This window comes from Achromobacter sp. ACRQX (assembly GCF_022346505.1).
GTDB lineage: Bacteria > Pseudomonadota > Gammaproteobacteria > Burkholderiales > Burkholderiaceae_B > Achromobacter > Achromobacter animicus.
Genome location: NZ_JAKRML010000009.1, coordinates 105,618 through 126,202, shown reverse-complemented (window position 1 = coordinate 126,202; position 20,585 = coordinate 105,618). Strand labels below are relative to the sequence as shown.

General features: G+C 66.8%; 22 protein-coding genes. 17 read left to right on the top strand and 5 right to left on the bottom strand.

The window, feature by feature from the left end:
• Positions 1–27: 27 nt before the first annotated feature.
• The 3 genes from MHZ91_RS10915 to folC form a co-directional block, all read right to left on the bottom strand.
• Positions 28–516, bottom strand: coding sequence for a CvpA family protein (locus MHZ91_RS10915; RefSeq protein ID WP_175186107.1), 489 nt, complete (start codon positions 514–516; stop codon positions 28–30).
• Positions 516–1,346: an SPOR domain-containing protein gene (locus MHZ91_RS10910; RefSeq protein WP_175121939.1), complete on the bottom strand. Its 831-nt coding sequence runs from the start codon at positions 1,344–1,346 to the stop codon at positions 516–518. The genes MHZ91_RS10915 and MHZ91_RS10910 overlap by 1 nt, the downstream gene beginning before the upstream one ends.
• Before the next feature lie 73 nt (positions 1,347–1,419).
• The gene (gene folC, locus MHZ91_RS10905; protein ID WP_175121940.1) at positions 1,420–2,730 is read right to left on the bottom strand and encodes a bifunctional tetrahydrofolate synthase/dihydrofolate synthase; all 1,311 of its coding nucleotides are present in this window, start codon (positions 2,728–2,730) and stop codon (positions 1,420–1,422) included.
• A 166-nt stretch (positions 2,731–2,896) separates the two neighbouring features.
• Between folC and MHZ91_RS10900 the strand changes: the two genes are divergently transcribed.
• The 4 genes from MHZ91_RS10900 (at position 2,897) to MHZ91_RS10885 (ending at position 6,746) form a co-directional block, all read left to right on the top strand.
• Complete coding sequence (locus tag MHZ91_RS10900) at positions 2,897–3,313, top strand: cupin domain-containing protein (protein WP_175121941.1); 417 nt, start codon at positions 2,897–2,899, stop codon at positions 3,311–3,313.
• Between the two features lie 67 nt (positions 3,314–3,380).
• Positions 3,381–4,352, top strand: coding sequence for a tripartite tricarboxylate transporter substrate binding protein (locus tag MHZ91_RS10895; RefSeq protein WP_239213580.1), 972 nt, complete (start codon positions 3,381–3,383; stop codon positions 4,350–4,352).
• Complete coding sequence (locus MHZ91_RS10890; RefSeq protein WP_175139157.1) at positions 4,349–5,590, top strand: CaiB/BaiF CoA-transferase family protein; 1,242 nt, start codon at positions 4,349–4,351, stop codon at positions 5,588–5,590. The genes MHZ91_RS10895 and MHZ91_RS10890 overlap by 4 nt, the downstream gene beginning before the upstream one ends.
• On the top strand, positions 5,580–6,746 hold the full coding sequence (locus tag MHZ91_RS10885; RefSeq protein ID WP_175139156.1) for an acyl-CoA dehydrogenase family protein: 1,167 nt from the start codon (positions 5,580–5,582) through the stop codon (positions 6,744–6,746). Before MHZ91_RS10890 ends, MHZ91_RS10885 begins: the two co-directional genes overlap by 11 nt.
• Before the next feature lie 21 nt (positions 6,747–6,767).
• On the opposite strand, the gene MHZ91_RS10880 is transcribed toward MHZ91_RS10885, so the two are convergent.
• Positions 6,768–7,505 carry an IclR family transcriptional regulator gene (locus tag MHZ91_RS10880; protein ID WP_175121945.1) on the bottom strand — a complete coding sequence of 246 codons (738 nt, stop codon included), beginning with the start codon at positions 7,503–7,505 and terminating at the stop codon, positions 6,768–6,770.
• Positions 7,506–7,644: 139 nt separating this feature from the next.
• Here MHZ91_RS10880 and MHZ91_RS10875 point away from each other — a divergent pair, with 139 nt between their 5' ends.
• From MHZ91_RS10875 to MHZ91_RS10845, 7 genes are all read left to right on the top strand, one after another.
• Positions 7,645–8,022, top strand: coding sequence for a flagellar protein FlaG (locus MHZ91_RS10875; protein ID WP_175121946.1), 378 nt, complete (start codon positions 7,645–7,647; stop codon positions 8,020–8,022).
• A gap of 143 nt (positions 8,023–8,165) precedes the next feature.
• On the top strand, positions 8,166–9,551 hold the full coding sequence (gene fliD, locus MHZ91_RS10870) for a flagellar filament capping protein FliD (RefSeq protein ID WP_239213579.1): 1,386 nt from the start codon (positions 8,166–8,168) through the stop codon (positions 9,549–9,551).
• A 20-nt stretch (positions 9,552–9,571) separates the two neighbouring features.
• Positions 9,572–10,000: a flagellar export chaperone FliS gene (fliS, locus tag MHZ91_RS10865; RefSeq protein ID WP_175186102.1), complete on the top strand. Its 429-nt coding sequence runs from the start codon at positions 9,572–9,574 to the stop codon at positions 9,998–10,000.
• A gap of 47 nt (positions 10,001–10,047) precedes the next feature.
• A complete protein-coding gene (locus MHZ91_RS10860) occupies positions 10,048–10,398 on the top strand; it encodes a flagellar protein FliT (protein ID WP_175121949.1) in 351 nt (116 codons plus the stop codon).
• The gene (locus MHZ91_RS10855; RefSeq protein ID WP_239213578.1) at positions 10,395–11,762 is read left to right on the top strand and encodes a flagellar hook-length control protein FliK; all 1,368 of its coding nucleotides are present in this window, start codon (positions 10,395–10,397) and stop codon (positions 11,760–11,762) included. Before MHZ91_RS10860 ends, MHZ91_RS10855 begins: the two co-directional genes overlap by 4 nt.
• Complete coding sequence (locus MHZ91_RS10850; RefSeq protein WP_175126254.1) at positions 11,762–12,088, top strand: EscU/YscU/HrcU family type III secretion system export apparatus switch protein; 327 nt, start codon at positions 11,762–11,764, stop codon at positions 12,086–12,088. The genes MHZ91_RS10855 and MHZ91_RS10850 overlap by 1 nt, the downstream gene beginning before the upstream one ends.
• Before the next feature lie 14 nt (positions 12,089–12,102).
• On the top strand, positions 12,103–12,906 hold the full coding sequence (locus MHZ91_RS10845) for a flagellar brake protein (RefSeq protein ID WP_175139215.1): 804 nt from the start codon (positions 12,103–12,105) through the stop codon (positions 12,904–12,906).
• 89 nt (positions 12,907–12,995) lie between these two features.
• Here MHZ91_RS10845 and fliE read toward each other — a convergent pair whose 3' ends face one another.
• Positions 12,996–13,328 (bottom strand): flagellar hook-basal body complex protein FliE, encoded by a 333-nt coding sequence (gene fliE, locus MHZ91_RS10840; RefSeq protein WP_175126255.1) that lies wholly within the window; start codon positions 13,326–13,328, stop codon positions 12,996–12,998.
• A gap of 331 nt (positions 13,329–13,659) precedes the next feature.
• Between fliE and fliF the strand changes: the two genes are divergently transcribed.
• The 6 genes from fliF (at position 13,660) to MHZ91_RS10810 (ending at position 20,438) form a co-directional block, all read left to right on the top strand.
• Entirely contained in the window at positions 13,660–15,333 is a 1,674-nt protein-coding gene (gene fliF, locus MHZ91_RS10835; protein ID WP_239213577.1) for a flagellar basal-body MS-ring/collar protein FliF, read from the top strand.
• Positions 15,323–16,333, top strand: a complete 1,011-nt coding sequence (gene fliG, locus MHZ91_RS10830) for a flagellar motor switch protein FliG (RefSeq protein ID WP_175126257.1) — start codon at positions 15,323–15,325, stop codon at positions 16,331–16,333. Before fliF ends, fliG begins: the two co-directional genes overlap by 11 nt.
• Positions 16,326–17,069, top strand: coding sequence for a flagellar assembly protein FliH (fliH, locus tag MHZ91_RS10825; protein ID WP_175126258.1), 744 nt, complete (start codon positions 16,326–16,328; stop codon positions 17,067–17,069). The genes fliG and fliH overlap by 8 nt, the downstream gene beginning before the upstream one ends.
• Positions 17,070–17,155: 86 nt before the next feature.
• Complete coding sequence (gene fliI / locus MHZ91_RS10820) at positions 17,156–18,583, top strand: flagellar protein export ATPase FliI (protein WP_056318674.1); 1,428 nt, start codon at positions 17,156–17,158, stop codon at positions 18,581–18,583.
• Positions 18,576–19,028, top strand: coding sequence for a flagellar export protein FliJ (fliJ, locus tag MHZ91_RS10815; protein ID WP_175126259.1), 453 nt, complete (start codon positions 18,576–18,578; stop codon positions 19,026–19,028). Before fliI ends, fliJ begins: the two co-directional genes overlap by 8 nt.
• A gap of 24 nt (positions 19,029–19,052) precedes the next feature.
• A complete protein-coding gene (locus tag MHZ91_RS10810) occupies positions 19,053–20,438 on the top strand; it encodes a flagellar hook-length control protein FliK (protein ID WP_239213576.1) in 1,386 nt (461 codons plus the stop codon).
• The last annotated feature ends 147 nt before the right edge of the window (positions 20,439–20,585 follow it).

The following is a 20,585-nucleotide window of genomic DNA, read 5'->3' as shown; positions in this document are numbered from 1 at the left end:
GAGATTTCCTGGTTGATTTGAAGCTAATCAGTACGGCAGCCACGTCGCCAGGGTTGGCGGCAGCCACGTCTTGATATGTTTGATGGCCTCGATGGCCGAATGCGAAAACATGGCGTCCTGCCACCATGGCTCTTGCGGCAGCGGCGTATACCCTGCGGCGGCGACCAGCGCCAGCACAATCAATAGACCACGGGCCAGCCCGAACATTCCGCCCAGGCCGTGATCGGCCGGGCTGAGTCCGGTGCTGCGGATCAGGGCGGCAAGCGTCATATTGACCAACCCCACGCCGAGCAACACGATAATGAACACCGCCGCGTAGGAGACTCCCATGCGCAGCAGCGTCGTTTCAATATAGGGCTCCAGCCAGGTATAGACCGTGGGACCCCACCAGATCGCGGCCACGAAGGCCAGCAGATAGGCGACCAGCGACAGCACCTCTTTGAGCAGGCCGCGCACCAGGCCCAGCACACCCGATACCGCCAGGATGGCCAGCACGACGAAGTCGAAGCCGGTCACTATTGGGCGGCGATGAAACCATTGTCATAGCCCAGCGTGCGCAACCGCGCCTGAGCCGCCTGAGCCGCCTCGCGCGACGGGAACGGGCCCACGCGCAGACGGTACTGCTGCTTGCCATTGATGGTGGCCTGCTCGACAAATGCGTTGGTGACCCCGGCCTGATGCAGCTTGCCGCGGCGCGACTGGGCGTCTTCCGACGTGGTGTACGCGGCGATCTGCAGCACGAAGTTGCCCTTGGAGGCAGCCGGCTTGGGCGTGTCGGGCTTGGGCGCGGACGCCGGGGCGTTACGGCCTTCGAGCAGCGCCAGGGCGCGCGCGCCGTCGTCCGAGCGCGTCTCGGGCTTGGGCGGCGTCGTGGGCTTGGCCGGCTCGGGCTTGGGTTTGACCTCGGGCTTGGGCGGCGTGACCGGCGGCACGGCAGGCGTGGCCGGCTGCGTGGCGGGCGGCGTGGTGTGTGTCGTAGCAGGCGGCGTGTTGGACGCGGCGGCCACCGGCGGCACGGACGTCACGCCAGGCGGCGTGGGAACGGCGGCAGGGTCGGTGGGCGCGGAAGGCTCGGTCGGTGCGGCGGCCTGGGGTTCGGAGACCTGCGGCTGGAACGGCGTATTGCGTTCCGGCACCTTGATGGGAATGTTGTCGTCGACCGGCGTGGGCTGCGAATCGAGCACCATGGGAAGGACGATGACGGCTGCCAGCACCAGCGCTACTGCGCCCGCAAGCCTGCGACGCGCGCGGCCACGCAACTCGGCGGCCTGGACCTCGCTTGGCACGGCAGCCCGTTTGGAGGTCTGCGCCTGCTCGGCGGGATCTTTGCGTTTGAAAAAACCCATGGAAGAGAATTCCTTGCGGCGCCTTGCGGCATTGAGGCGGCGGGGCCGCCATGACGCGAATGGCCCGATTTGCCTATGCCTTGCGACCCAGAGCCTGCAAAACGGAGGCTACGGTGAGAAACGATCCGAATATCACGATTCTATCATTCTCCCCTGCCCGTTCGCGCGCTGCGGCAAAGGCCTGGGCGGGATCGGCGTAGGCCTGGATGCCGGGGGATTCGCTGCCGGCGGGCAGCGGCGGGAGCGCCGCCGCGACCTGATCCGCGAGCGCCTGACCGGCGGTGCCGCGCGGTCCCGGAAGGCCGGCGCAATACCAGTAATCGATCCGGGAGCCCATCTTGGCCACCACCCCGGCGAGGTCCTTGTCGTTCAGCATGCCGAACACCGCGTGGGTGTAGGGATGAAAGCCCATGTTGTCGAGGTTTTGCGCCAGCACGGCGGCGGCGTGCGGGTTGTGCGCGACGTCGAGGATAACCGTGGGCTGACCCGGCAGGATCTGGAAGCGGCCCGGCAGCGAGGCCTGCAACAGCCCCAATCGAACGGCCTGCTGCTGCACGGGCAGGCGATCGCGCACGGATTCCAGCGCGGCCAGCGCCGCCGAGGCGTTGAGCAGTTGGTTGGCGCCGCGCAGCGCCGGATAGGCCATCGCGCTGCGGCGCTGTTCGCGACCGCCGTAGGCCCACTGCTGGCGGTCGCCGGAATAGTTGTAGTCGCGTCCGAACAGCCACAGATCTGCACCGATGGCTTCGACGTGATCCAGCAGCGACTGCGGGGGGACGGGATCGCTGCAGATGGCCGGCCGGCCGCTGCGGTAGATGTGGGCTTTTTCGAAGCCGATTTTTTCGCGCGTGTCGCCCAGCCAGTCGGTGTGGTCCAGGTCGACGCTGGTGACGATGGAGACGTCGGCATCGACGATGTTGACGGCATCCAGGCGTCCGCCCAGGCCGACTTCCAGCACCACCGCGTCCAGCCGAGACTGCGAGAACAGGCGCAGAATGGCCAGCGTGGTGAATTCAAAATAAGTCAGCGACACATCGCCGCGCGCGGCTTCGACGGCCTGGAACTGCGTGATGAGGTCTTGGTCGGAGGCGATCTGGCCGTTGACGCGGGCACGCTCGTTGAAGTCGATGAGGTGCGGCGAGGTGTACAGGCCCACCTTGTAGCCAGCCGCAAGCAGGATGGCCTCGAGCATGGCACAGGTGGAACCCTTGCCGTTGGTGCCGCCGACCACGAATTTGATGCCGGGCAGCGTCAGTTGCATGCGGTCCGCGACCTGGCGCACCCGGTCCAGCCCCATGTCGATCGCGGTGGCGTGGATGGACTCCAGGTACTGCAGCCAATCGGACAGGTTGGCGGCGGCGTCAGGCGTGCGGACAGAAGACATGAGGCGGGTTCGCGAAAGGAAATCAGCCTGCGATTTTAGCAGTGTGCGCCCGGTGTTTTCCCTAATCCCCTAGGGCGCGGCACGGTATCCGCGGGCAAAAAGTGCTTGCCCATGTTTTTTTCATACGTAAAAATAAATTCATGTATGGAAAATAAAAGGAAGAGACATGACGCAGCGTTCGACTCCCAAATGGCTGGTGCGTGAAGCCGACGTACCGGGCTACAGCCCCGCCAATCACACCGGCACCCTCAACCGCCGGTTGATCAGCCCGGAGACCGTCGGCGCCCGCGGCGTAGAAGTGTTGCTGGGGGTGATCGAAAAGGGCAAAGGCGCCCTGCCGCACGCACACCCCGGCATCGAACAGGTCTGTTACCTGATTTCGGGCACCGCCCGCGCGCAGGTGCAGGACGAATGGGCCGACATGGGCCCCGGCGACTGCTGTTACTTCCCCCCGGACATCCCCCACGTCTTCACGGTGACGAGCGACGAACCGGCCCGGCTGCTGGTGATCTACACGCCCCCGTATGAAGAATCCCCCGATCGCGTGATCCGCGACTTTCCGGCGCCACCCTCAGCCGCTTGACGCGGCGTTTGCGCAGGCAGCGACCGCGAGAGCCGCGCCTCATTACATAAATACAGGAGACACACCCATGCAATCCCTACGCCTGCTGGGCGCCGCGCTGGTCAGCGGCGCCGCCTTGATGGCGGCTGGCCCCGCCCATGCCGCCGATTACCCCAACAAACCCATCACCCTGGTGGTGCCCTTCCCCGCCGGATCGGGCACGGACGCTGTGGGACGGATCTTCGGCGCCGAGTTGTCGACCCTGCTGGGTCAGCAGGTCGTGGTGGAGAACAAGCCGGGCGCCAATGCGACGATCGCGGCCAACTACGTGGCCCGCGCCAAACCGGACGGCTATACGCTTTTCGTCACCACCAACACCTCCCATTCGGCCGCTCCCTGGCTGATGAAAAACGTGCCGTATGACCCGGTCAAGGACTTCACCCCGATTGCGCGCGGCGGCAACCTGCCCTTCATCCTGGTCGTGAATCCCAAGCGCCCCTGGAAGACGCTGGGCGACCTGGTGGCCGACGCCAAGAAGAATCCTGGCCGAATCACCTACGCCAGCGGCAACAGCACCGGCATCGTCGCGGGCGCCACGCTGGCCAACCGCGCCAAGATCGACATCCTGCATGTGCCCTACAAAGGCACGCCGCAGAGCCTGACCGACGTGGTCGGCGGACAGGTGGACTTCATGTTCACGGACCTGACCTCTGGCCTGCCCTTCGTGCAATCGGGCCAACTGCGCGCGTTGGCCGTCTCCACCGCCGAGCGCAGCGCCATCGTGCCCGACCTGCCTTCGATGGCCGAAGCGGGCGTGCCGGACTTCGATTTGAACTCCTGGAACGGCTACTTCGGCCCCGCAGGCATGCCGCCCGAGATCGTGGCCAAGTTGAATGCGGCCATCAACCAGATCGTGGCAAAGCCCGACGTGAAAAAGCGCCTGGCGGGACTGGGGTTTGACGCCTTCTCGAGCACGCCCGAAGCCTTCGCGCAGTTTGTTGGCGAACAGCGCGACCTGTGGGGCAAGTTGATCCGTGACGCGGGGATCGAGCAGCAATGATCGACCAGCCCCTGCCTGAAACGCCGGTTGCCGGGCCGCTGGCCGGCGTGCGCATCCTGGATCTGAGCTCGGTGGTGATGGGGCCGTACGCAACCCAGGTCCTGGCGGACCTGGGCGCGGACGTCATCAAGGTGGAGTCGCCGGCGGGGGACAACATGCGGGCCGTCGGCCCCATGCGCAACCCCGGCATGGGGCATCTCTACCTGCACCTGAACCGCAACAAGCGCTCGATCGTGCTGGACTTGAAGACGCCCGAAGGCCTTGAAGCCTGCCTGAAACTGGCCGAAAGCTGCGATGCCCTGCTCTACAACATCCGCCCCCAGGCGATGGCGCGGCTGGGACTGTCGTATGAAGCGGTCACGGCGCGCAATCCGCGCATCGTCTACGTGGGCGCCTATGGATTTGGCGAGGCTGGCCCCTATGCCGGCCGCCCCGCCTACGACGACCTGATCCAGGGGCAGACCGGCATTGCCGCACTGTCTGCGCAGCAAAGCGGCGACGTGCCGCGCTACGCGCCACTGACGCTGGCAGACCGGGCGGTCGGCCTGCACGTCGGCATTGCGCTGGTGTCCGCGGTGCTGAGCGCCCGGACGCTGGGCCGCGGACAGCCGGTGGAGATCCCCATGTTCGAGGGCATGGCGCACATGGTGCTGGGCGACCACCTGGGCGGCTCGACATTCGAGCCGCCGATGGGACCCACCGGTTACGCGCGCCTTTTGGCGCCGCATCGCCGGCCGTACGCGACGGCGGACGGCTACATCTGCCTGCTGATCTACAACGACAAGCACTGGCGCAATTTCTTTGAACTGATCGGGCGGCCGGAGCTGTCGCAGGACCCGCGTTTCAGCACCCATGGCGCCCGCGCCGCGCACATCAGCGAGGTCTATGCCTTCGTGGCCGAGGTGATCGCCACCCGCCCCAGCGACGACTGGCTACGCGAGCTGGCGCGCGCCGACATTCCAGCCTCGCAGCTCTACACCATCGACGGCCTGATCCAGGACGAGCACCTGACCGCGACCGGTTTCATCCAGGAAATGGACCACCCCTCGGAAGGCCGCATCCGCACCACCGGGACGCTCGGCCGCTACGCCGGCACGCCGACTTCGATACGCCGCCCCGCCCCGCGGCTGGGCGAGCACAGCCGCGAGGTGCTGGCCGAAGCGGGCTATGGACAGGAACAGATCGACGCCATGCTTGCCCGTGGCATTACCCAGGACGGAAACAACGATGGACTTTGAATTCACCCCGGAACAACTGGCGTTGCGCGACGCCGTATCCCGCATCTGCGAACGCTATCCCGACGAATACTGGCTGGAACGCGACCGCGAAGGCGGCTTTCCGGAACCGCTGCACGCCGACCTGGCGCGCGACGGCTGGCTGGGCATCGCCATGCCGCAGGAATACGGCGGCGCGGGCCTGGGCATGACCGAAGCTGCGCTGATGATGCAGACCATCGCGGCGTCAGGCGCCGGCTTCACGGGCGCCTCGGCCGTCCACATGAACATCTTCGGGCTGAATCCGGTGGTGGTGTTTGGCACCGACGAGCAGCGCGGCCGCTGGCTTGAACCGCTGATCGCCGGCCGGGAAAAAGCCTGCTTTGCGGTCACCGAGCCGGACGCGGGGCTGGACACGACCAAGCTGAGCACCCGCGCCGTGCGCCAGGGCGACGAATACATCGTGCATGGCCGCAAGATCTGGATTTCGACCGCGCAGGTGGCCAGCAAGATGCTGCTGCTGGCGCGCACCACCCCGCTGTCCGAGGTGGAAAAGCCCACGCAGGGCCTGTCGCTCTTCTACACCGACCTGGACCGCGAAAAGATCGAGGTGCGGGAGATCGAGAAGATGGGCCGCAAGGCCGTGGATTCGAACATGCTGTTCATTGACGGCCTGCGGATTCCGGTCGCCGACCGCATCGGCGAGGAAGGCCGTGGCTTTGAATACATCCTGCACGGCCTGAACCCCGAGCGCATCCTGATCGCCGCCGAAGCGGTGGGGATCGGGCGCGCCGCGCTGGACCGGGCCGTCAAGTACGCGGGCGAACGCACCGTGTTCGGACGCCCCATCGGCAAAAACCAGGGCATCCAGCATCCGCTCGCCCAGGCCTGGATGCAGCTGGAGGCCGCGGACCTGATGGTGTTCAAGGCAGCCAGCCTGTACGACGCGGGCAAGCCGTGCGGCCCCGCCGCCAATTCGGCAAAGTACCTGGCGGCCGAGGCCGGCTACAACGCCTGCCAGACGGCAGTGATGACGCTGGGCGGGATGGGGTATGCCAAGGAGTACCACGTGGAGCGGCTGCTGCGCGAAAGCTTCATCCCGCGCATCGCGCCGGTCAGCCCGCAGCTCATCATGTGCTTCATCGCGGAAAAGGTGCTGGGGCTGCCCAAGTCGTATTGAGCGGACGGCGGCAGGCGCGGGTCAGGCCTGCTGCTCCAGTCCCGTGCAGGCCGCCCGCAGGATGCGGGCGTAGGTTTCCTGTTCTGGCTCGATCCGGTAGATCGGGCCGCCTACCGAAATGGCGTAGTGTTCGCCGGACAGCGTAACCGGCCAGGCAATCGCGCCCACGTCGGCAATGGACTCGCCGCTGTTCATGAACCACCCCCGCTGCCGCGCGGCGTCCAGGTCCGCCAGCAGCGCCTCGCGGGTGACGAGGGTCCGGTCGTTGTAGCGGGTCATGGGGATGTCCGCCAGCAAGGCGTCACGGGCCGGTTCGTCCAGCAGCGACAGCAGCGCCTTTCCCAGCGAATTTGCGTGAACATCCTTGAACTCGCCTGCAACAGGCGCGTATCGGATCGTATGCGGCGAATCCAGCACATCCAGATAGACAACGCGGCCATCCGGCGACAGCTTGGCAAAGACCACGGTTTCGCGCGTAGCGTCCCTTAATTCGACAAGACTGGGATAGACGCGATCCAGAACGGGATCGGCCCGGGCGATGCGCTGGGCCATGGCGAGCAGCCGGCCTGTCGGGTAATAGCCCTGGCGGCGGCCCGTTTCATAGAGGTAGCCCAGGCTGGTCAGCGTGCGGATCAGCGCCAGGCAGCTGGACACGGGCACATCGAGCAACCGGGCCAATTCCGACAAGGGCAGCGCGCGTTTCTCACGGGCGAAGGTTTCGATGATTTCGATAACTCGCAACGCCGTCTTGACACTCATTGCCCGATCCAGACTCTTAGCACGTGAACCATCCATTTGCGCAAGGCTAAAGTTCCCTGCGAGGGTGCCGTTATGGTAACTGAGAATTTCCTGAAAACAGCGCGTTCTCCGAGACGCCCCCCTCGCCGTTGGAGTGATCATGGCCGTAACCCCGTTAGCCCCCGCAGCGTTCGCGTCGTTACCGGTTTCGACCGTTATCGCCACGCCCGACCCTGCTGCCACCGCCACGCCGGCGCCCGCGACCACCGACAGCAGCGCCTCCGGCGGCGCCACGTCCGACCAGGCGAATTCGCAAAAAATGCCCCTGGATAAGGCGCTGGATGAGATCAACGAACAGATGAAGGCCTGGTCGACCCAGCTTCAGTTCGAAATCGACCCGAACGTACACCAGGTGGTGGTGTCGGTGATCGATGCGGAGTCGGGAGACGTCCTGCGCACCATCCCCAGTGAAGCGGTGCTGAAGATCGCCAAGATGATCGTGAACATGCAAGGGAACGGTATCAAGACTTCGGCCTGATCCGGCACTTAAAACACCGTTCGCCAAGATTGACGCGCGGCCCGGTGAGAGAAGCGCCGAATTAGGCCCGCCTTATGCCTTTACCCGGCCGATAGCCGGGACCACATTTTTGTCAGAATTGCATCGCTAGGAAGGAATTTCACATGGCCACCATTACCAACCTCGGTTCGAATTCAGGCTTGCCCCTCGAGGACATCCTCTCGAAGCTGGAAGCCGCCGAGGAAAAGAGGCTGCAGCAGTACACCGTACGGCAGACCAGCTTCGAGACCCGCGTTACGGCGTTCGGCCAGCTCAAGAGCGCCGTGGAAGCCGTGCAGAAGGCTGCCGCCGCGCTCGGCAAGCCCGAGACGCTGGGCGCCGTGAAAGGCAGCGTGACCGGCGGCGACGCCCTCACCGCGACCGTGGCTGCCGAAGGCGCCGTGGCCGGCGAGTACACGATCAACGTGAAGAACGTTGCCACTTCCCAGACCCTGCAATCGGGTGCGGTTGCGGACCGCAAGGCGTCCAACGGCGCCACGGGTTCGTTTGAAATCGAACTGGCCGACGGCACCAAGAAGACCGTCGACCTGAAGGGCGACACCTCGCTGAACGGCATCGTCAAGGCGGTCAATGCCGACGATACGCTGGGCGTGCGCGCCACCGTCATCACCGACGGCGACGGCAAGAGCTACCTGATGATGACCGCCAAGAACACGGGCGTTCAGGCCTCGGTCAAGTCCATCACGGTGACGGGCGACCAGTCGCTCAAGGACGTCCTGTCCTATAGCAGCACCGACGCCGCCAACAGCAAGATGACGGCCACGGCCGCCGTCGACGCCGAAATCGACATCAACGGCATCACGATCAAGAGCGGCACGAACAACATTTCGACCGCCATCGACGGCGTCACGCTCAACCTGTCCTCGAAGACGGAAGACGGCAAGCCGATCAAGCTGAAGCTGGAAAGCGACCCCTCGGTGGCCAGCAAGGCCATCCAGAGCTTCGTCACCGCCTACAACACGCTGCAGACGACGATCAAGAACCTGACGGCCTTCGACGCCGCCGCCGCCACCAATCAGCCGCTGACCGGCGACGGCACGACGCGCGCCATCCAGTCGTCCCTGGCGGGTGCGCTGCAGGTGCTGTCGGGCGAAGGCTCCCTGCGCTCGCTGGCCGACCTGGGCATCACGACCAACCCGCAGACGCGCCAGCTCACGCTGGACCAGACCAAGCTGGACAAGGCACTGTCCACGAACGGCGCCGACGTCTCGCGCTTGCTGACCGGCACGAACGGACTGGCCGCCAATTTCGAAAAGGCCACGAAGGACATCCTGAGCGACACCGGTTCGATCAAGACCAAGACCGACGGCCTGGCCAAATCGATCGCCACCGTGAAAGACCAGTACACGCGCGCCAAGGCAGCCGGTGAAGCCCAGCTTGAGCTGATGCGCGCCCAGTTCGTCCAATTGGACAAATTCGTTGCGCAGCAATCGGTCACGGCCAACTATCTGACGCAGCAATTCGCGGCCATGAACAAGTCGTCGAAGTGATAACCGAGAAGATGCATTAAATGACGTACGCCGCGCGCCGCCCCACAGGCTCATACTCTGTCCGCTCCTACGCCGATATCGGCCTGGAGACCCAAGTGATGAGCGCCACGCCGGAAAGGCTGATCACCCTGCTTTACCAGGGTGCGCGCGCGGCAATCGGACAAGCGCGCCTGCACATGCAGGAAGGTCGCGTCGCCGAACGCGGGACAGCTATCACCAAGGCAATCAAGATCGTCGACGAGGGCCTGAAGATGGGCCTGAACATGGAAGCCGGCGGCGACATCGCCGCCAACCTGAGCCGGTTGTACGACTACATCGTCCGCACGCTGCTCATGGCAAACCTTAAAGCGGACGTCGAGCAGCTCGACATCGCAGACCGCCTGCTGGCGGACCTTTCCGACGCCTGGCAGACCTCCATCGATCGGCCTGCCCCGGACGCAACGCTTTGATGGCCCCCACAACGACTATTGCCAGCCATCGCTCGCCCGAGATTTCTATGACGTCGCTCACCCAGTACTCCGCCATCCTGGAACAGTATCAGGAGATCGCCCAATCAACGGGCGAGATGTTGACGGCCGCCCAGGCCGGCGACTGGGACACCGCGCTTGTGCACGGTCAGCTCTACTGTGAACAGGTCGAACGCCTGCGGCATGCCGAGCCGTCCAGTCCGCTGGACGAGGCCGGCCGCAGCATGAAATACGACCTGCTTGTGCGCATTCTTGAAAACGATGCCATGACGCGTGATCTGGCGCTGCCCCAGTTGGCGCGGCTGGGCGAACTGCTGGGACGCATGAAGCGCCAGCAGACCCTGCTGTCGGCCTACGGCAACCAGGCGTCTGACCAATGAGCATCGGTCCCGCCGCGCTTGGCAACGTCCTGGTGCAGCGGTTGGACGCCGTGCTGGGCACGACGATGTCCGCCGCGAACGCCAACCAGATTTCCGGCGCGCGGCCGGACGCGGTCAGCCAGCCTGGCAGCCCGGAGAAGGCCGGGCCGTCGGACGGCTCCGCGCGCGATACCCGGCAAGGCATACAGACTGGCGGCGCCCGAGGCGACCGCCAGAATACTGTTGTCGACCCCAAAACCGCTGCCGCGCTGGCGCTGGCCGCCCGCGGCCTGGTCACCAGCAGCGACACGACGGCCTCGGCGCCGACCACGTTGGGCACGACCGCCCGCACCATCCTTGCCCTGCTCGCGCAGTACCCCGAAGCGGCCCCGGCCGTGCAAGGGCGCGCGCCGCTGTGGAGCGCCGACGCGCAGGGCGGACAGCAGGCGGGCGGTGCGGCCCCCGGCGGACAACCCGCTGCGGCCCAATCGGGTCAGCCCGCGCAGGCAGGTCAGCCCGGCCAGCCCGCCGCGGCGACGACCACCCCGCTTCCGGCTTCGACCACCCTGCCGGCTGGCGCCCCTGCCGCCGCGCCGTCGGCCACCGCAGCCGCCGACGCCGCCAACGCCAAGCCGGGCGCCGGGCACCCGGCGGGCCAGGCCGGTGGCGCGAAAGGGGCCGAAGCCGCAACGCATGCCTCGCTGGCCGCAGGCGGCCCGTCCGCCCGCGCGCTGGGCCAGGCGTTGCGCACTGCCCTGCAGACCAGCGGGCTCTTTTACGAATCGCACCTGACCGACATGGTCTTCGGTCGCAAGAACCCGGCCACACTGGAAAACGAACCCCAGGCCAGGATGTCGCGCGACACCGCCGCGCACGCCAGCACCCAGGCACGCAGCCGCGGCGAAGCCGCCGGCGCCAGCCGCTCCGGCGCCGGTGCAGATGCGCCCTCGGCCTCGGGAACGTCGTCTTCATCATCCACGCCCGGCGCGCCGATCACCGGCATCCATCAGGATCTGACCGTGCTGGTGCGCCAGCAACTGGACGTGCTGGCCAACCAGACTTTGAACTGGCAAGGCGAAGCCTGGCCCGGCACCCCGATGGAGTGGGAAGTCGAGCGCGACCCCTACGGCGAGGACCGCGAATCGGCCGTGCCGACCTGGGCCACTCGCGTGAAGCTGGACCTGCCGCGCCTGGGCCTGGTCGACGCCCGCCTGAACCTGGCCGGAGACCAGATCGTGCTGCAGCTGATTGCGCCGCACAGCGCGGCCGAGATCAACGATTCGTCGGACATGCTACGCTCGCGCCTGTTGGCCGCCGGGCTGACCCTGAGCAATCTGACCGTGAACGTGGTTGAACCCCGTCTCGTCATCCCCAACGATTTCTGATGAACACCCCTCCCTCCCCCGCGGACGCCGGCCCGAACGCCAACCGCAACGCGGCGGTCGCCATCTCGTACGACGAAAGCGACGGCGCGCCGCGCGTGGTCGCCAAGGGCTATGGCCAGCTGGCGGACACGATCGTCCGGGCGGCCGAGGAAAACGGGCTGTACGTGCACGAATCGCGTGAACTTGTGGGTCTGCTCATGCAGGTCGACCTGGACGCACATATTCCTCCCCAACTCTATGTCGCGGTGGCAGAATTGCTCGCCTGGCTGTACCGCCTGGAATCGCGCGACATCCCCCAGGCCGCGCGGCCCGAAATCTCTACCTAAGGACGATCACCGTGTTGGATGCCGCCGATCCGGAATTCCTGCTGACCCGGCCGGAAGACATGCGCTCAGCGCTCTTCGAGCTGACGCACCCCGACAGCCACATCCTGGTGCGCGACGCCGCGGACCGGGAGATCGCCGTGCTGATCCTGGGCGCCGACAAGCAGACCCGCCAGTTCTTCTGGCGGCCGCGCGACTATGACGGCGCGGACTTTGAACAGTCCGACAGCATGGGGCTGCTCAGCGGCACGACCTTCCACTTCAATGCCACCGCCTATGGCGGCGTGCAGATCCGCTTCCGCATCCAGCGCCCGGAAGTCATCCATTTCGATGACGGCAGCGCGGCGCTGATGTCGCCCTTCCCTGATCGTCTTGCCCGCATCCAGCGCCGCAAGATGTTCCGCGCCTCGATGATCTCCAGCGCCAGCCGCTGTCTGGCCACGTGGCAACCGGCGCCCGCGGACAAGCCCGTGGGCTTTACCGTGCGCGACATCTCGGTGGACGGCGTGGGCTTGCGCGTGGGTCTGGCGGTGGGCGAACTGCCCGAGCGCGGCGCGGTGATGGAAGACGTTGAGCTGGATTTCGGCGAACTTGGCAAACTGAGCGCCGACCTGGAAGTGCGCAATATCTATCCGGTGTCGGGGCAGCCGATGGCCTCGGCCGAAGGCAGCAGCGACGGCGAGGCGCCCAAGCACGTGTCGCTGACGGGCGAGCCGCCGGTCAGCCATGTGGGCGCACTGTTCATGAACCTGAACGCGCGCCAGGAGAACTGGCTGCAGCAGGTGGTGTGGCGCCTGGAGAAAGGCGCGCAGCGCAACTGACGCCGGGCTGCCGGAAGGCGCAACCCAAAGGACGCGACTGAAACGCAAAAGGCCTTCCCGCGGGAAGGCCTTTGTACAAGTCGTGGGCCTTACACGGCCATCGACGAGATTTCCTTGTAGGCCGCCACCAGCTTGTTGCGCACCTGGACCGCCGTCTGGAAGCCGAGGCTCGCCTTCTGCAGGTCAATCATGACGTCGTTCAAGGAAATATCGGGAGCGCCCAGCTCGAAGGCCTTGGCCTGATTGCTGGCCGCGTTCTGCGCGGCGGTCACGCGACGGATGGAGCGCTGCAGTTCCGCGGCAAAACCGTCGGGTTGCGCCACGGCGTCGCCGGCGCCCAGATTACCGGTCTCCGCCTTGCTCACGACCGCGCGCATCTGCTGGAGCATGCCTTCGATGCCGGACAAGCCTGATACAGCCATTACCTATTCCTTGCTGGTGGGGGATTACGCCAAAGTGCACACGCAGCGTAACGCCGATCGGACCGGTCCATAGCCGACAAGAACCGCCAAAAAACCCGACATTTCAACGAATGCGGACACCCCTTGCCGGGGATACGGCCCCGCTTTGCGCCTCGTCATCGACATAGGGCTTAAGTAACGCCAAAAAACGGCTGTTTTCATCGATTGGGATTGCTGTCTCAGGGGCAATAATCCACGCTCTCCCCAGACCAGAAGCACGTTGCATGTGTAATCGGCCCTACCCAGACATGAAGTCATTTTCCCTGCTCCGCGAAGCCAGCGGGAGCCGTCAATGAATCAGCAGGCTACCCTGAGCTCGTCGCTTCTGGCCAAGTTCCCCGTGCTGGAACGGGTCCGTGCGCTTCCCAAGCCCGTCCTGATCGGCGCCGCCGCAGCCCTCGTCGCGGTGATCGTCGCCGTGGCCATGTGGAGCAGCGAACCGAAATACAAGGTGCTGTTCTCGAACCTGGACGACCGCGATGGCGGCGCCATCGTGACCGCCCTGGGCTCGATGAACGTGCCCTACCGCTACAACGAAAACGGCACCGCGCTGCTCGTGCCGGCCGACCGCGTCTATGACGCCCGGCTGCAGCTTGCGTCGCAAGGCCTGCCGCGCGGCGGTTCCGTCGGCTTCGAGCTGATGGACAACGCCCGCTTCGGCGCCAGCCAGTTTGCCGAACAGATCAACTACCAGCGCGGTCTGGAGGGCGAGCTGGCCCGTTCGATCGAAGCCATGCACACCGTGCAGCACGCCCGCGTCCACCTGGCCATGCCGCGCCAGTCGCTGTTCGTGCGCGAGCGCCAGGCGCCCACCGCCTCCGTGCTGCTGAACCTGTACCCGGGCCGCAGCCTGAGCGACGCCCAGGTCTCCGCGATCTCGTGGCTGGTGGCTTCCAGCGTGCCGGAACTGACCGCCGAAAGCGTGTCCATCGTCGACCAGAACGGCCGCCTGCTGTCCTCCCCGCTGGGTGAAGGCCGCGGCATGGACGCCGATCAGCTTCGCTTCGTGCGCGAGATCGAGCAGCGTACCGTCGAACGCATCCTCACCATCCTGAATCCCCTGGTCGGCCCCGGCAACGTGCACGCCCAGGCCACGGCAGACGTCGACTTCTCGCGCCGCGAGGAAACGTCCGAGGTCTATCGTCCCAACCAGGAACCTGGCCAGGCCGCCGTGCGCAGCCAGCAGACCAGCGATTCCACGCAGCGCGGCGTCGGCCCCGCTCAGGGCGTGCCCGGCGCGCTATCGAACCAGGCCCCGGCCAACGCGCAGGCGCCCATCGCCAATCCGCCGCAGCAACAGCCGCCGCGTCCCGGCCAGCCGCCGCAGGCCAACGCGCAGCAGCAGCAACAGCAGCAACAGACTGGCACCCAGGCTGCCGCCGCCAACCTGAACGAACGCCGCGACGCGACGACGAACTACGAAGTCGACCGCACCATCAGCCACATCAAGCAGCCGACGGGCAACCTCAAGCGCATGTCGGTGGCCGTGGTCGTGAACTACGTGCGCGACAAGGACGGCGAACTGCAGGCCCTGCCGCCCGAGGAACTGAACAAGCTGACCAACCTGGTGCGCGAAGCCATGGGCTATTCCGAAGGCCGCGGCGACTCGCTCAACCTGGTCAACAGCCAGTTCAACGACGGCCCGCCGCCGCTGCCGATGTGGCGCGATCCGGAAATGATCTCGCTGTTCAAGACGATCCTGCTCTGGCTGGTCGGTGGCGTCCTGGCCCTGTGGCTGTACCGCAAGATTCGCCGCTCGGTCACCGAGTACCTGTACCCGCCGGTGGATCCGGAGCAGGCCGAAGCCGAACGCGCCGAAGCCGCCCGCGAGGCGCAGGACCTGGCCCGCGCCAAGGAAACCGACCGCTATCAGGACAACCTTGAGCGCGCACGCACCATGGCCAACAAGGATCCGCGCGCTGTCGCGATGGTCCTGCGCACCTGGATGACCAAAGATGAAAAATGATTCCCTGCCGATGGACGGCATGACGCGCAGCGCCGTCCTGATGATGTCGCTGGGCGAAGACGCCGCGGCTGAAGTGTTCAAGTATCTGAGCGCCCGAGAAGTCCAGCAGGTCGGCGCCGCGATGGCCAGCTTGAAACAGGTCACGCGCAACGACGTCGCCGTCGTGCTGGAGGAGTTCCGCCTGGAAGCCGACCAGTTCATGGCCGTGACGCTGGGCTCGGACGACTACATCCGCAGCGTGCTGACCAAGGCGCTGGGCAGCGATCGCGCCGCCGGCCTGATCGAAGACATTCTGGAAGCCGGCGACGGCGGCAGCGGCATCGATGCGCTGAACTGGCTGGATCCGAACACCGTGGCCGAACTGATCGGCGACGAGCACCCGCAGATCATCGCGACCATCCTGGTTCACCTGGAGCGCGACCGCGCGGCCGGCGTGCTGGCCCTGCTGACCGACCGCCTGCGCAACGACGTGATGCTGCGTATCGCCACGTTCGGCGGCGTGCAGCCGGCGGCGCTGTCCGAGCTGACCGAAGTGCTGAATTCCGTGCTGGCCGGCCAGGGCGCCAAGCGCAGCAAGATGGGCGGCGTGCGCACCGCGGCCGAGATCCTGAACATGATGAACTCGACGCAGGAAGAGACCGTGGTCGCCAGCCTGCGCGAACGCGACAACGACCTGGCGCAGAAGATCATCGACGAGATGTTCGTCTTCGACAACCTGCTCGACGTCGAGGACCGCGCCATCCAGCTCATCCTCAAGGAAATCGACAACGACACGCTCATGGTCGCGCTCAAGGGCGCCCAGGAAGAGCTGCGCGCCAAGTTCCTGCGCAACATGTCCAGCCGTGCGGCCGAAATGCTGCGCGAGGACCTGGAAGCCCAGGGCCCGATCCGCATGTCGAAGGTCGAGACCGAACAGAAGAAGATCCTGCAGATCGCGCGCCGCCTGGCGGAAAGCGGCCAGATCGTGCTGGGCAATTCCGGAGACGACGCGTATGTCTGAAGCGGACAACGGCGCGGCGACGCTCATCTCGCGCAGCGCCGCCTGGCGTCGCTGGCAGATGCTGTCGTTCGACGAGCCGGCGCCCGTCGAAGTCGAACCCGAGCCCGAACCCGATCCGGGTCCCGATCCCGCCGTGGTGATGGCGCAGTTGCGCGCCCAGGCCATCGCGGAAGGTCACGAGGAAGGCTTGGCGCGCGGTCACGCCGCGGGCATGGAAGCCGGCCAGCAGGCGGGCTACGAGGCCGGCCTTGCCGCCGGCCGCGAAGCCGGTCATGCGGAAGGCCTGGCCCAGGGCCGCGAACAGGGCGCCGCCGAAGCGCAACGCCTGCACACGCTAGTCGAAGCCTGCGCGGTGTCGATCGGCGCGCTGGAAGAAAAGATGGGCCAGAGCCTCTTGACGCTGGCCCTGGACATCGCCCAGCAAGTGGTCCGCACCACCCTCGCGGAACAGCCAGAGACAGTGGTGAACGCGGTTCGCGACGTTCTGCACATCAATCCGACGGCCGGCGGCCAAATGCGCCTGTGGGCCAATCCGGAAGATATCGAACTGATCCGCCTGCACCTGGCCGACGAACTGAAAGAAGGCCATTGGCGCGTGCTGGCCGATGAATCCATCCTGCGCGGCGGCTGCCGCGCCGAAACGCCTTTCGGCGACATCGACGCCACCCTGCAGACCCGCTGGCGCCGCGTGGCCGCCTCGCTCGGCCGCAACGCAACCTGGGAGGAGCCGGTGTGAACGGCAATCCGGCCTCCGAGCAATCCGGCCAGGCGCCCCTCGCGGGCGCCGCAACCGCTTCCGCGGCGGCCAAGCCGACCGCGCCCGTGCTCGACCGCTGGCAGACGCAGCTTGAGATCGGCTCGATCCGCGCGGCGTCCACCGATCCGTGGCTGGTCAGCGGCAAGATCACGCGGGCCACGGGCCTGGTGCTGCACGCCACCGGCCTGCGCCTGCCCGTCGGCGCCGCCGCCCGCATCGAGATCGCGCGCGGCCACGACCATTGGGCCGACGCCGAAGTCGTAGGCTTTGACGGCCACACGCTGTACCTGATGCCGCAGGCGGATATTTCCGGCCTGCCGCCCGGCGCGCGCGTCGTGCCCGGCGAACCGCCCGTGCAGCGCCAGATTCCGCTGCCGCGCAAGGCCGAACTGAACGGCAACGCCAAGCCCCAGCTTGGCCGCCACCTGCCCGTCGGCAACGCGCTGCTCGGCCGCGTGCTGGATGGCGCCGGCCGCCCGCTGGACGGACTGGGTCCGCTGACGGGCGCCGAACTGGCCCCCCTGTCCGCCCAGCCGATCAACCCGCTGTCGCGCGCGCCCATCGATACGGTGCTGGACACCGGCGTGCGCGCCATCAACGGTCTGCTGACCGTCGGCCGCGGCCAGCGCATGGGTCTGTTCGCAGGGTCCGGCGTGGGTAAATCGGTGCTGCTGGGCATGATGGCCCGCTATACCAAGGCCGACGTGATCGTGGTCGGCCTGATCGGCGAACGGGGCCGTGAAGTCAAGGAATTCATCGAGCACAACCTGGGTCCCGAAGGCCTGGCGCGCTCGGTCGTGGTGGCCGCACCGGCCGACGTGTCGGCGCTGCTGCGCCTGCAGGGCGCCGCCTACGCGACGCGCCTGGCCGAGCATTTCCGTGACCAGGGCCTGGACGTGCTGCTGATCATGGACTCGCTGACCCGCTACGCAATGGCGCAACGGGAAATCGCGCTGGCCATCGGCGAACCGCCCGCCACCAAGGGCTATCCGCCGTCGGTGTTTGCCAAGCTGCCCACGCTGGTGGAACGCGCGGGCATGGGCGCGCCCGGTCCGTCCGGCAAGGCCGGGTCCATCACGGCGTTCTATACCGTGCTGGCCGAAGGCGACGACCAGCAGGACCCGATCGCCGACTCGGCGCGCGCCATTCTGGACGGTCACGTCGTGCTGTCGCGGCACCTGGCCGAATCGGGCCACTACCCCGCCATCGACATCGAAGCGTCGATCTCGCGGGCAATGACTTCGCTCATCACGCCGCAGCAGTTCTCGATCGTGCGCCGCTTCAAGCAAAGCCTGTCGCGCTACCAGCGCAATCGCGACCTCATCGCCGTCGGCGCCTACGCCGCCGGCAACGACCCGCAGCTGGACGACGCCATCGCGCGCTACCCGCGCCTGGAAGCCTTCCTGCAGCAGGACATCGGCGAGAACGTCGGCTACGAAGACGCCGTCAATCAATTGCGAGCCAGTTTCGAATCACGGGACACCTATGCCTAGCCAACTGCCTCTTGACATGCTGATCAACCTGGCCAAGGAGAGCACGGACGAAGCCGCTCGCCTGCTGGGCCGGCTGACCGCCGAACGCAGCAATGCGCAGCGCCAGCTTTCCATGCTGCACGACTACCGCCAGGACTACCTCGAGCGCCTTCAGACGGCGATGACGAGCGGCATGGCGGCCAGCGACTGCCACAACTATCAGCGCTTCATCGGCACGCTGGACGATGCGATCGGCCAGCAGCAAGGCGTGCTGCGCCAGGCCGAGGAAAACCTGTCCAAGGGCCAGCTCTACTGGCAGCAGGAAAAGCGCAAGCTCAACTCCTACGATGCCCTGGCGCAGCGCGAGCAGCGCGCCCAGGCCCTCGTGGAATCGCGCCGCGAACAGCGCGCCAACGACGAATACTCCGCCCGCCTGGTCCAGCGCCAGGCCAGCGGCATGCATTAAGCAGTTCCTCACAGGAAGCCCCAGATGACCGCTCCCCTGCCCTTGACCTTGCTCGCACCGGCCGCCCCGACGTCGCCCAACGACGCGCTCGGCGCCAAACCGGCTGCCGCGGACAAGAAAGATAAAGGCCCCTCGTTTTCGGACGTGCTGGCGCAAAAGCGTCCGGCGCAGCAGCAGCCCAATCAGTCCGCCGACGCACGGCCCGCGAACGGCAACAGCAAGACGCCGTCCAAGGACGGCAAAGCCAGCGATCCGGCCAGCACGGCCGAAGGCGCAGCCGCCGGCGCCATCAATGATGCGGTGCAGACCGCTGCCCAGGCCGAAGCCGGCGCGCTCGCCGTCGCCGCACAACAGCCGGTGGCCGCCTCTGACCTGCCGCAACAGGCACTGGAGATTGCGGCCCAGGCCGCCGAGCAGGTGCAGCTCGCGCGCGGCAATGCGGCTGCCACCGCCACCGCCATGAATCAGGGCGCCGCCGTGCTGACGGCCGCGCTGAACGCCGCCGACACGCTGGCGCCGCAGGCCGCGCAGCAGACACCGGCAGCCGCGACCGCCGGTCAGGCGCAGGCCGCCGCCGCGCAGATCGCTCGCGAAGCCGAAGCCGCGCTGCCGGTCGTCACTGCCGCCGTCAAGCCGGGCTCGGCGCCGGTTGCCCAGGCGCCCGTCGACGCCAAGGCAACGGTCAAGGCCGACGCCCCGAAGGCCGCCCTGGACCTGCCGCTGCCGCGCGTCGCGCGCGACGTGCCCGCCGACCAGAAGGACGCCGCTCCGGCGCTGCCCGCCCACGTTGCCGACGAAGAGCAGCCCGACCTGCTGGCCGGCTCGGCCCCGCAATTCCAGGCGCCGCAGCATGGCGCCAATCCGCAGGAAGCGCTGGCCCACGCGCTGGCCGCCGCCGCGCAGCGCCAGGCGCTGCCGGTCGTCAATCAGGCCGCCATCGCACAGCCCATCGTTCCCGTCGTCATGCAAGTGGCCACGCCGGTCGGCGCCACCCACTGGGGCACCGAACTTGGCCAGCAGATGGTCATGATGAGCAACAACGTGCGCCAGGGCATGCAGACCGCCGAACTGCGGCTGGATCCGCCGGACCTCGGTCCGCTGCGCGTCAGCCTGAACCTGGCGGACGGCGTGGCCAGCGCCTCGTTCGTGTCGGCGCATGCGTCGGTACGCCAGGCGATCGAAGTCGCCATTCCGCAGTTGCAGCAGGCGCTCGCCCAGGCCGGCATCTCGCTGGGCCAGACCAGCGTCGGTGAACAAGCCGCGCAGCAGGAATTCGCGCAACAGAACGGCAACGGCTCGCAGCGTCAGCAAGGCGGCGGCGTCGCCGTGGCTGACAGCGGGGCAGATGCCGCGCTGCCCGCAGTGACGGCGTCGCGCAACGCCAACGCATTGGTCGACACGTTCGCGTAATGATCCGGCGGCCCGTGTCCGGCAACGGATGCGGGCAGTGCAGCAATAGCTTGAGATACGCGGCTTTCGCCCTGTTTTTCGCCTCCAAGCGGCGGCGTGAATTCGGGCAGAATGCTTTCATCCACTAAGAATCCGTTTTCACCAGCG

Excerpts from the sequence above, each read along its gene's own strand:
- MHZ91_RS10910 (WP_175121939.1), bottom strand. The coding sequence starts at position 1,346 with ATGGGTTTTTTCAAACGCAAAGATCCCGCCGAGCAGGCGCAGACCTCC.
- folC (WP_175121940.1), bottom strand. The coding sequence starts at position 2,730 with ATGTCTTCTGTCCGCACGCCTGACGCCGCCGCCAACCTGTCCGATTGG.
- MHZ91_RS10900 (WP_175121941.1), top strand. The coding sequence starts at position 2,897 with ATGACGCAGCGTTCGACTCCCAAATGGCTGGTGCGTGAAGCCGACGTA.
- MHZ91_RS10895 (WP_239213580.1), top strand. The coding sequence starts at position 3,381 with ATGCAATCCCTACGCCTGCTGGGCGCCGCGCTGGTCAGCGGCGCCGCC.
- MHZ91_RS10890 (WP_175139157.1), top strand. The coding sequence starts at position 4,349 with ATGATCGACCAGCCCCTGCCTGAAACGCCGGTTGCCGGGCCGCTGGCC.
- MHZ91_RS10885 (WP_175139156.1), top strand. The coding sequence starts at position 5,580 with ATGGACTTTGAATTCACCCCGGAACAACTGGCGTTGCGCGACGCCGTA.
- MHZ91_RS10880 (WP_175121945.1), bottom strand. The coding sequence starts at position 7,505 with ATGAGTGTCAAGACGGCGTTGCGAGTTATCGAAATCATCGAAACCTTC.
- MHZ91_RS10875 (WP_175121946.1), top strand. The coding sequence starts at position 7,645 with ATGGCCGTAACCCCGTTAGCCCCCGCAGCGTTCGCGTCGTTACCGGTT.
- fliD (WP_239213579.1), top strand. The coding sequence starts at position 8,166 with ATGGCCACCATTACCAACCTCGGTTCGAATTCAGGCTTGCCCCTCGAG.
- fliS (WP_175186102.1), top strand. The coding sequence starts at position 9,572 with ATGACGTACGCCGCGCGCCGCCCCACAGGCTCATACTCTGTCCGCTCC.
- MHZ91_RS10860 (WP_175121949.1), top strand. The coding sequence starts at position 10,048 with ATGACGTCGCTCACCCAGTACTCCGCCATCCTGGAACAGTATCAGGAG.
- MHZ91_RS10855 (WP_239213578.1), top strand. The coding sequence starts at position 10,395 with ATGAGCATCGGTCCCGCCGCGCTTGGCAACGTCCTGGTGCAGCGGTTG.
- MHZ91_RS10850 (WP_175126254.1), top strand. The coding sequence starts at position 11,762 with ATGAACACCCCTCCCTCCCCCGCGGACGCCGGCCCGAACGCCAACCGC.
- fliE (WP_175126255.1), bottom strand. The coding sequence starts at position 13,328 with ATGGCTGTATCAGGCTTGTCCGGCATCGAAGGCATGCTCCAGCAGATG.
- fliF (WP_239213577.1), top strand. The coding sequence starts at position 13,660 with ATGAATCAGCAGGCTACCCTGAGCTCGTCGCTTCTGGCCAAGTTCCCC.
- fliG (WP_175126257.1), top strand. The coding sequence starts at position 15,323 with ATGAAAAATGATTCCCTGCCGATGGACGGCATGACGCGCAGCGCCGTC.
- fliH (WP_175126258.1), top strand. The coding sequence starts at position 16,326 with ATGTCTGAAGCGGACAACGGCGCGGCGACGCTCATCTCGCGCAGCGCC.
- fliJ (WP_175126259.1), top strand. The coding sequence starts at position 18,576 with ATGCCTAGCCAACTGCCTCTTGACATGCTGATCAACCTGGCCAAGGAG.
- MHZ91_RS10810 (WP_239213576.1), top strand. The coding sequence starts at position 19,053 with ATGACCGCTCCCCTGCCCTTGACCTTGCTCGCACCGGCCGCCCCGACG.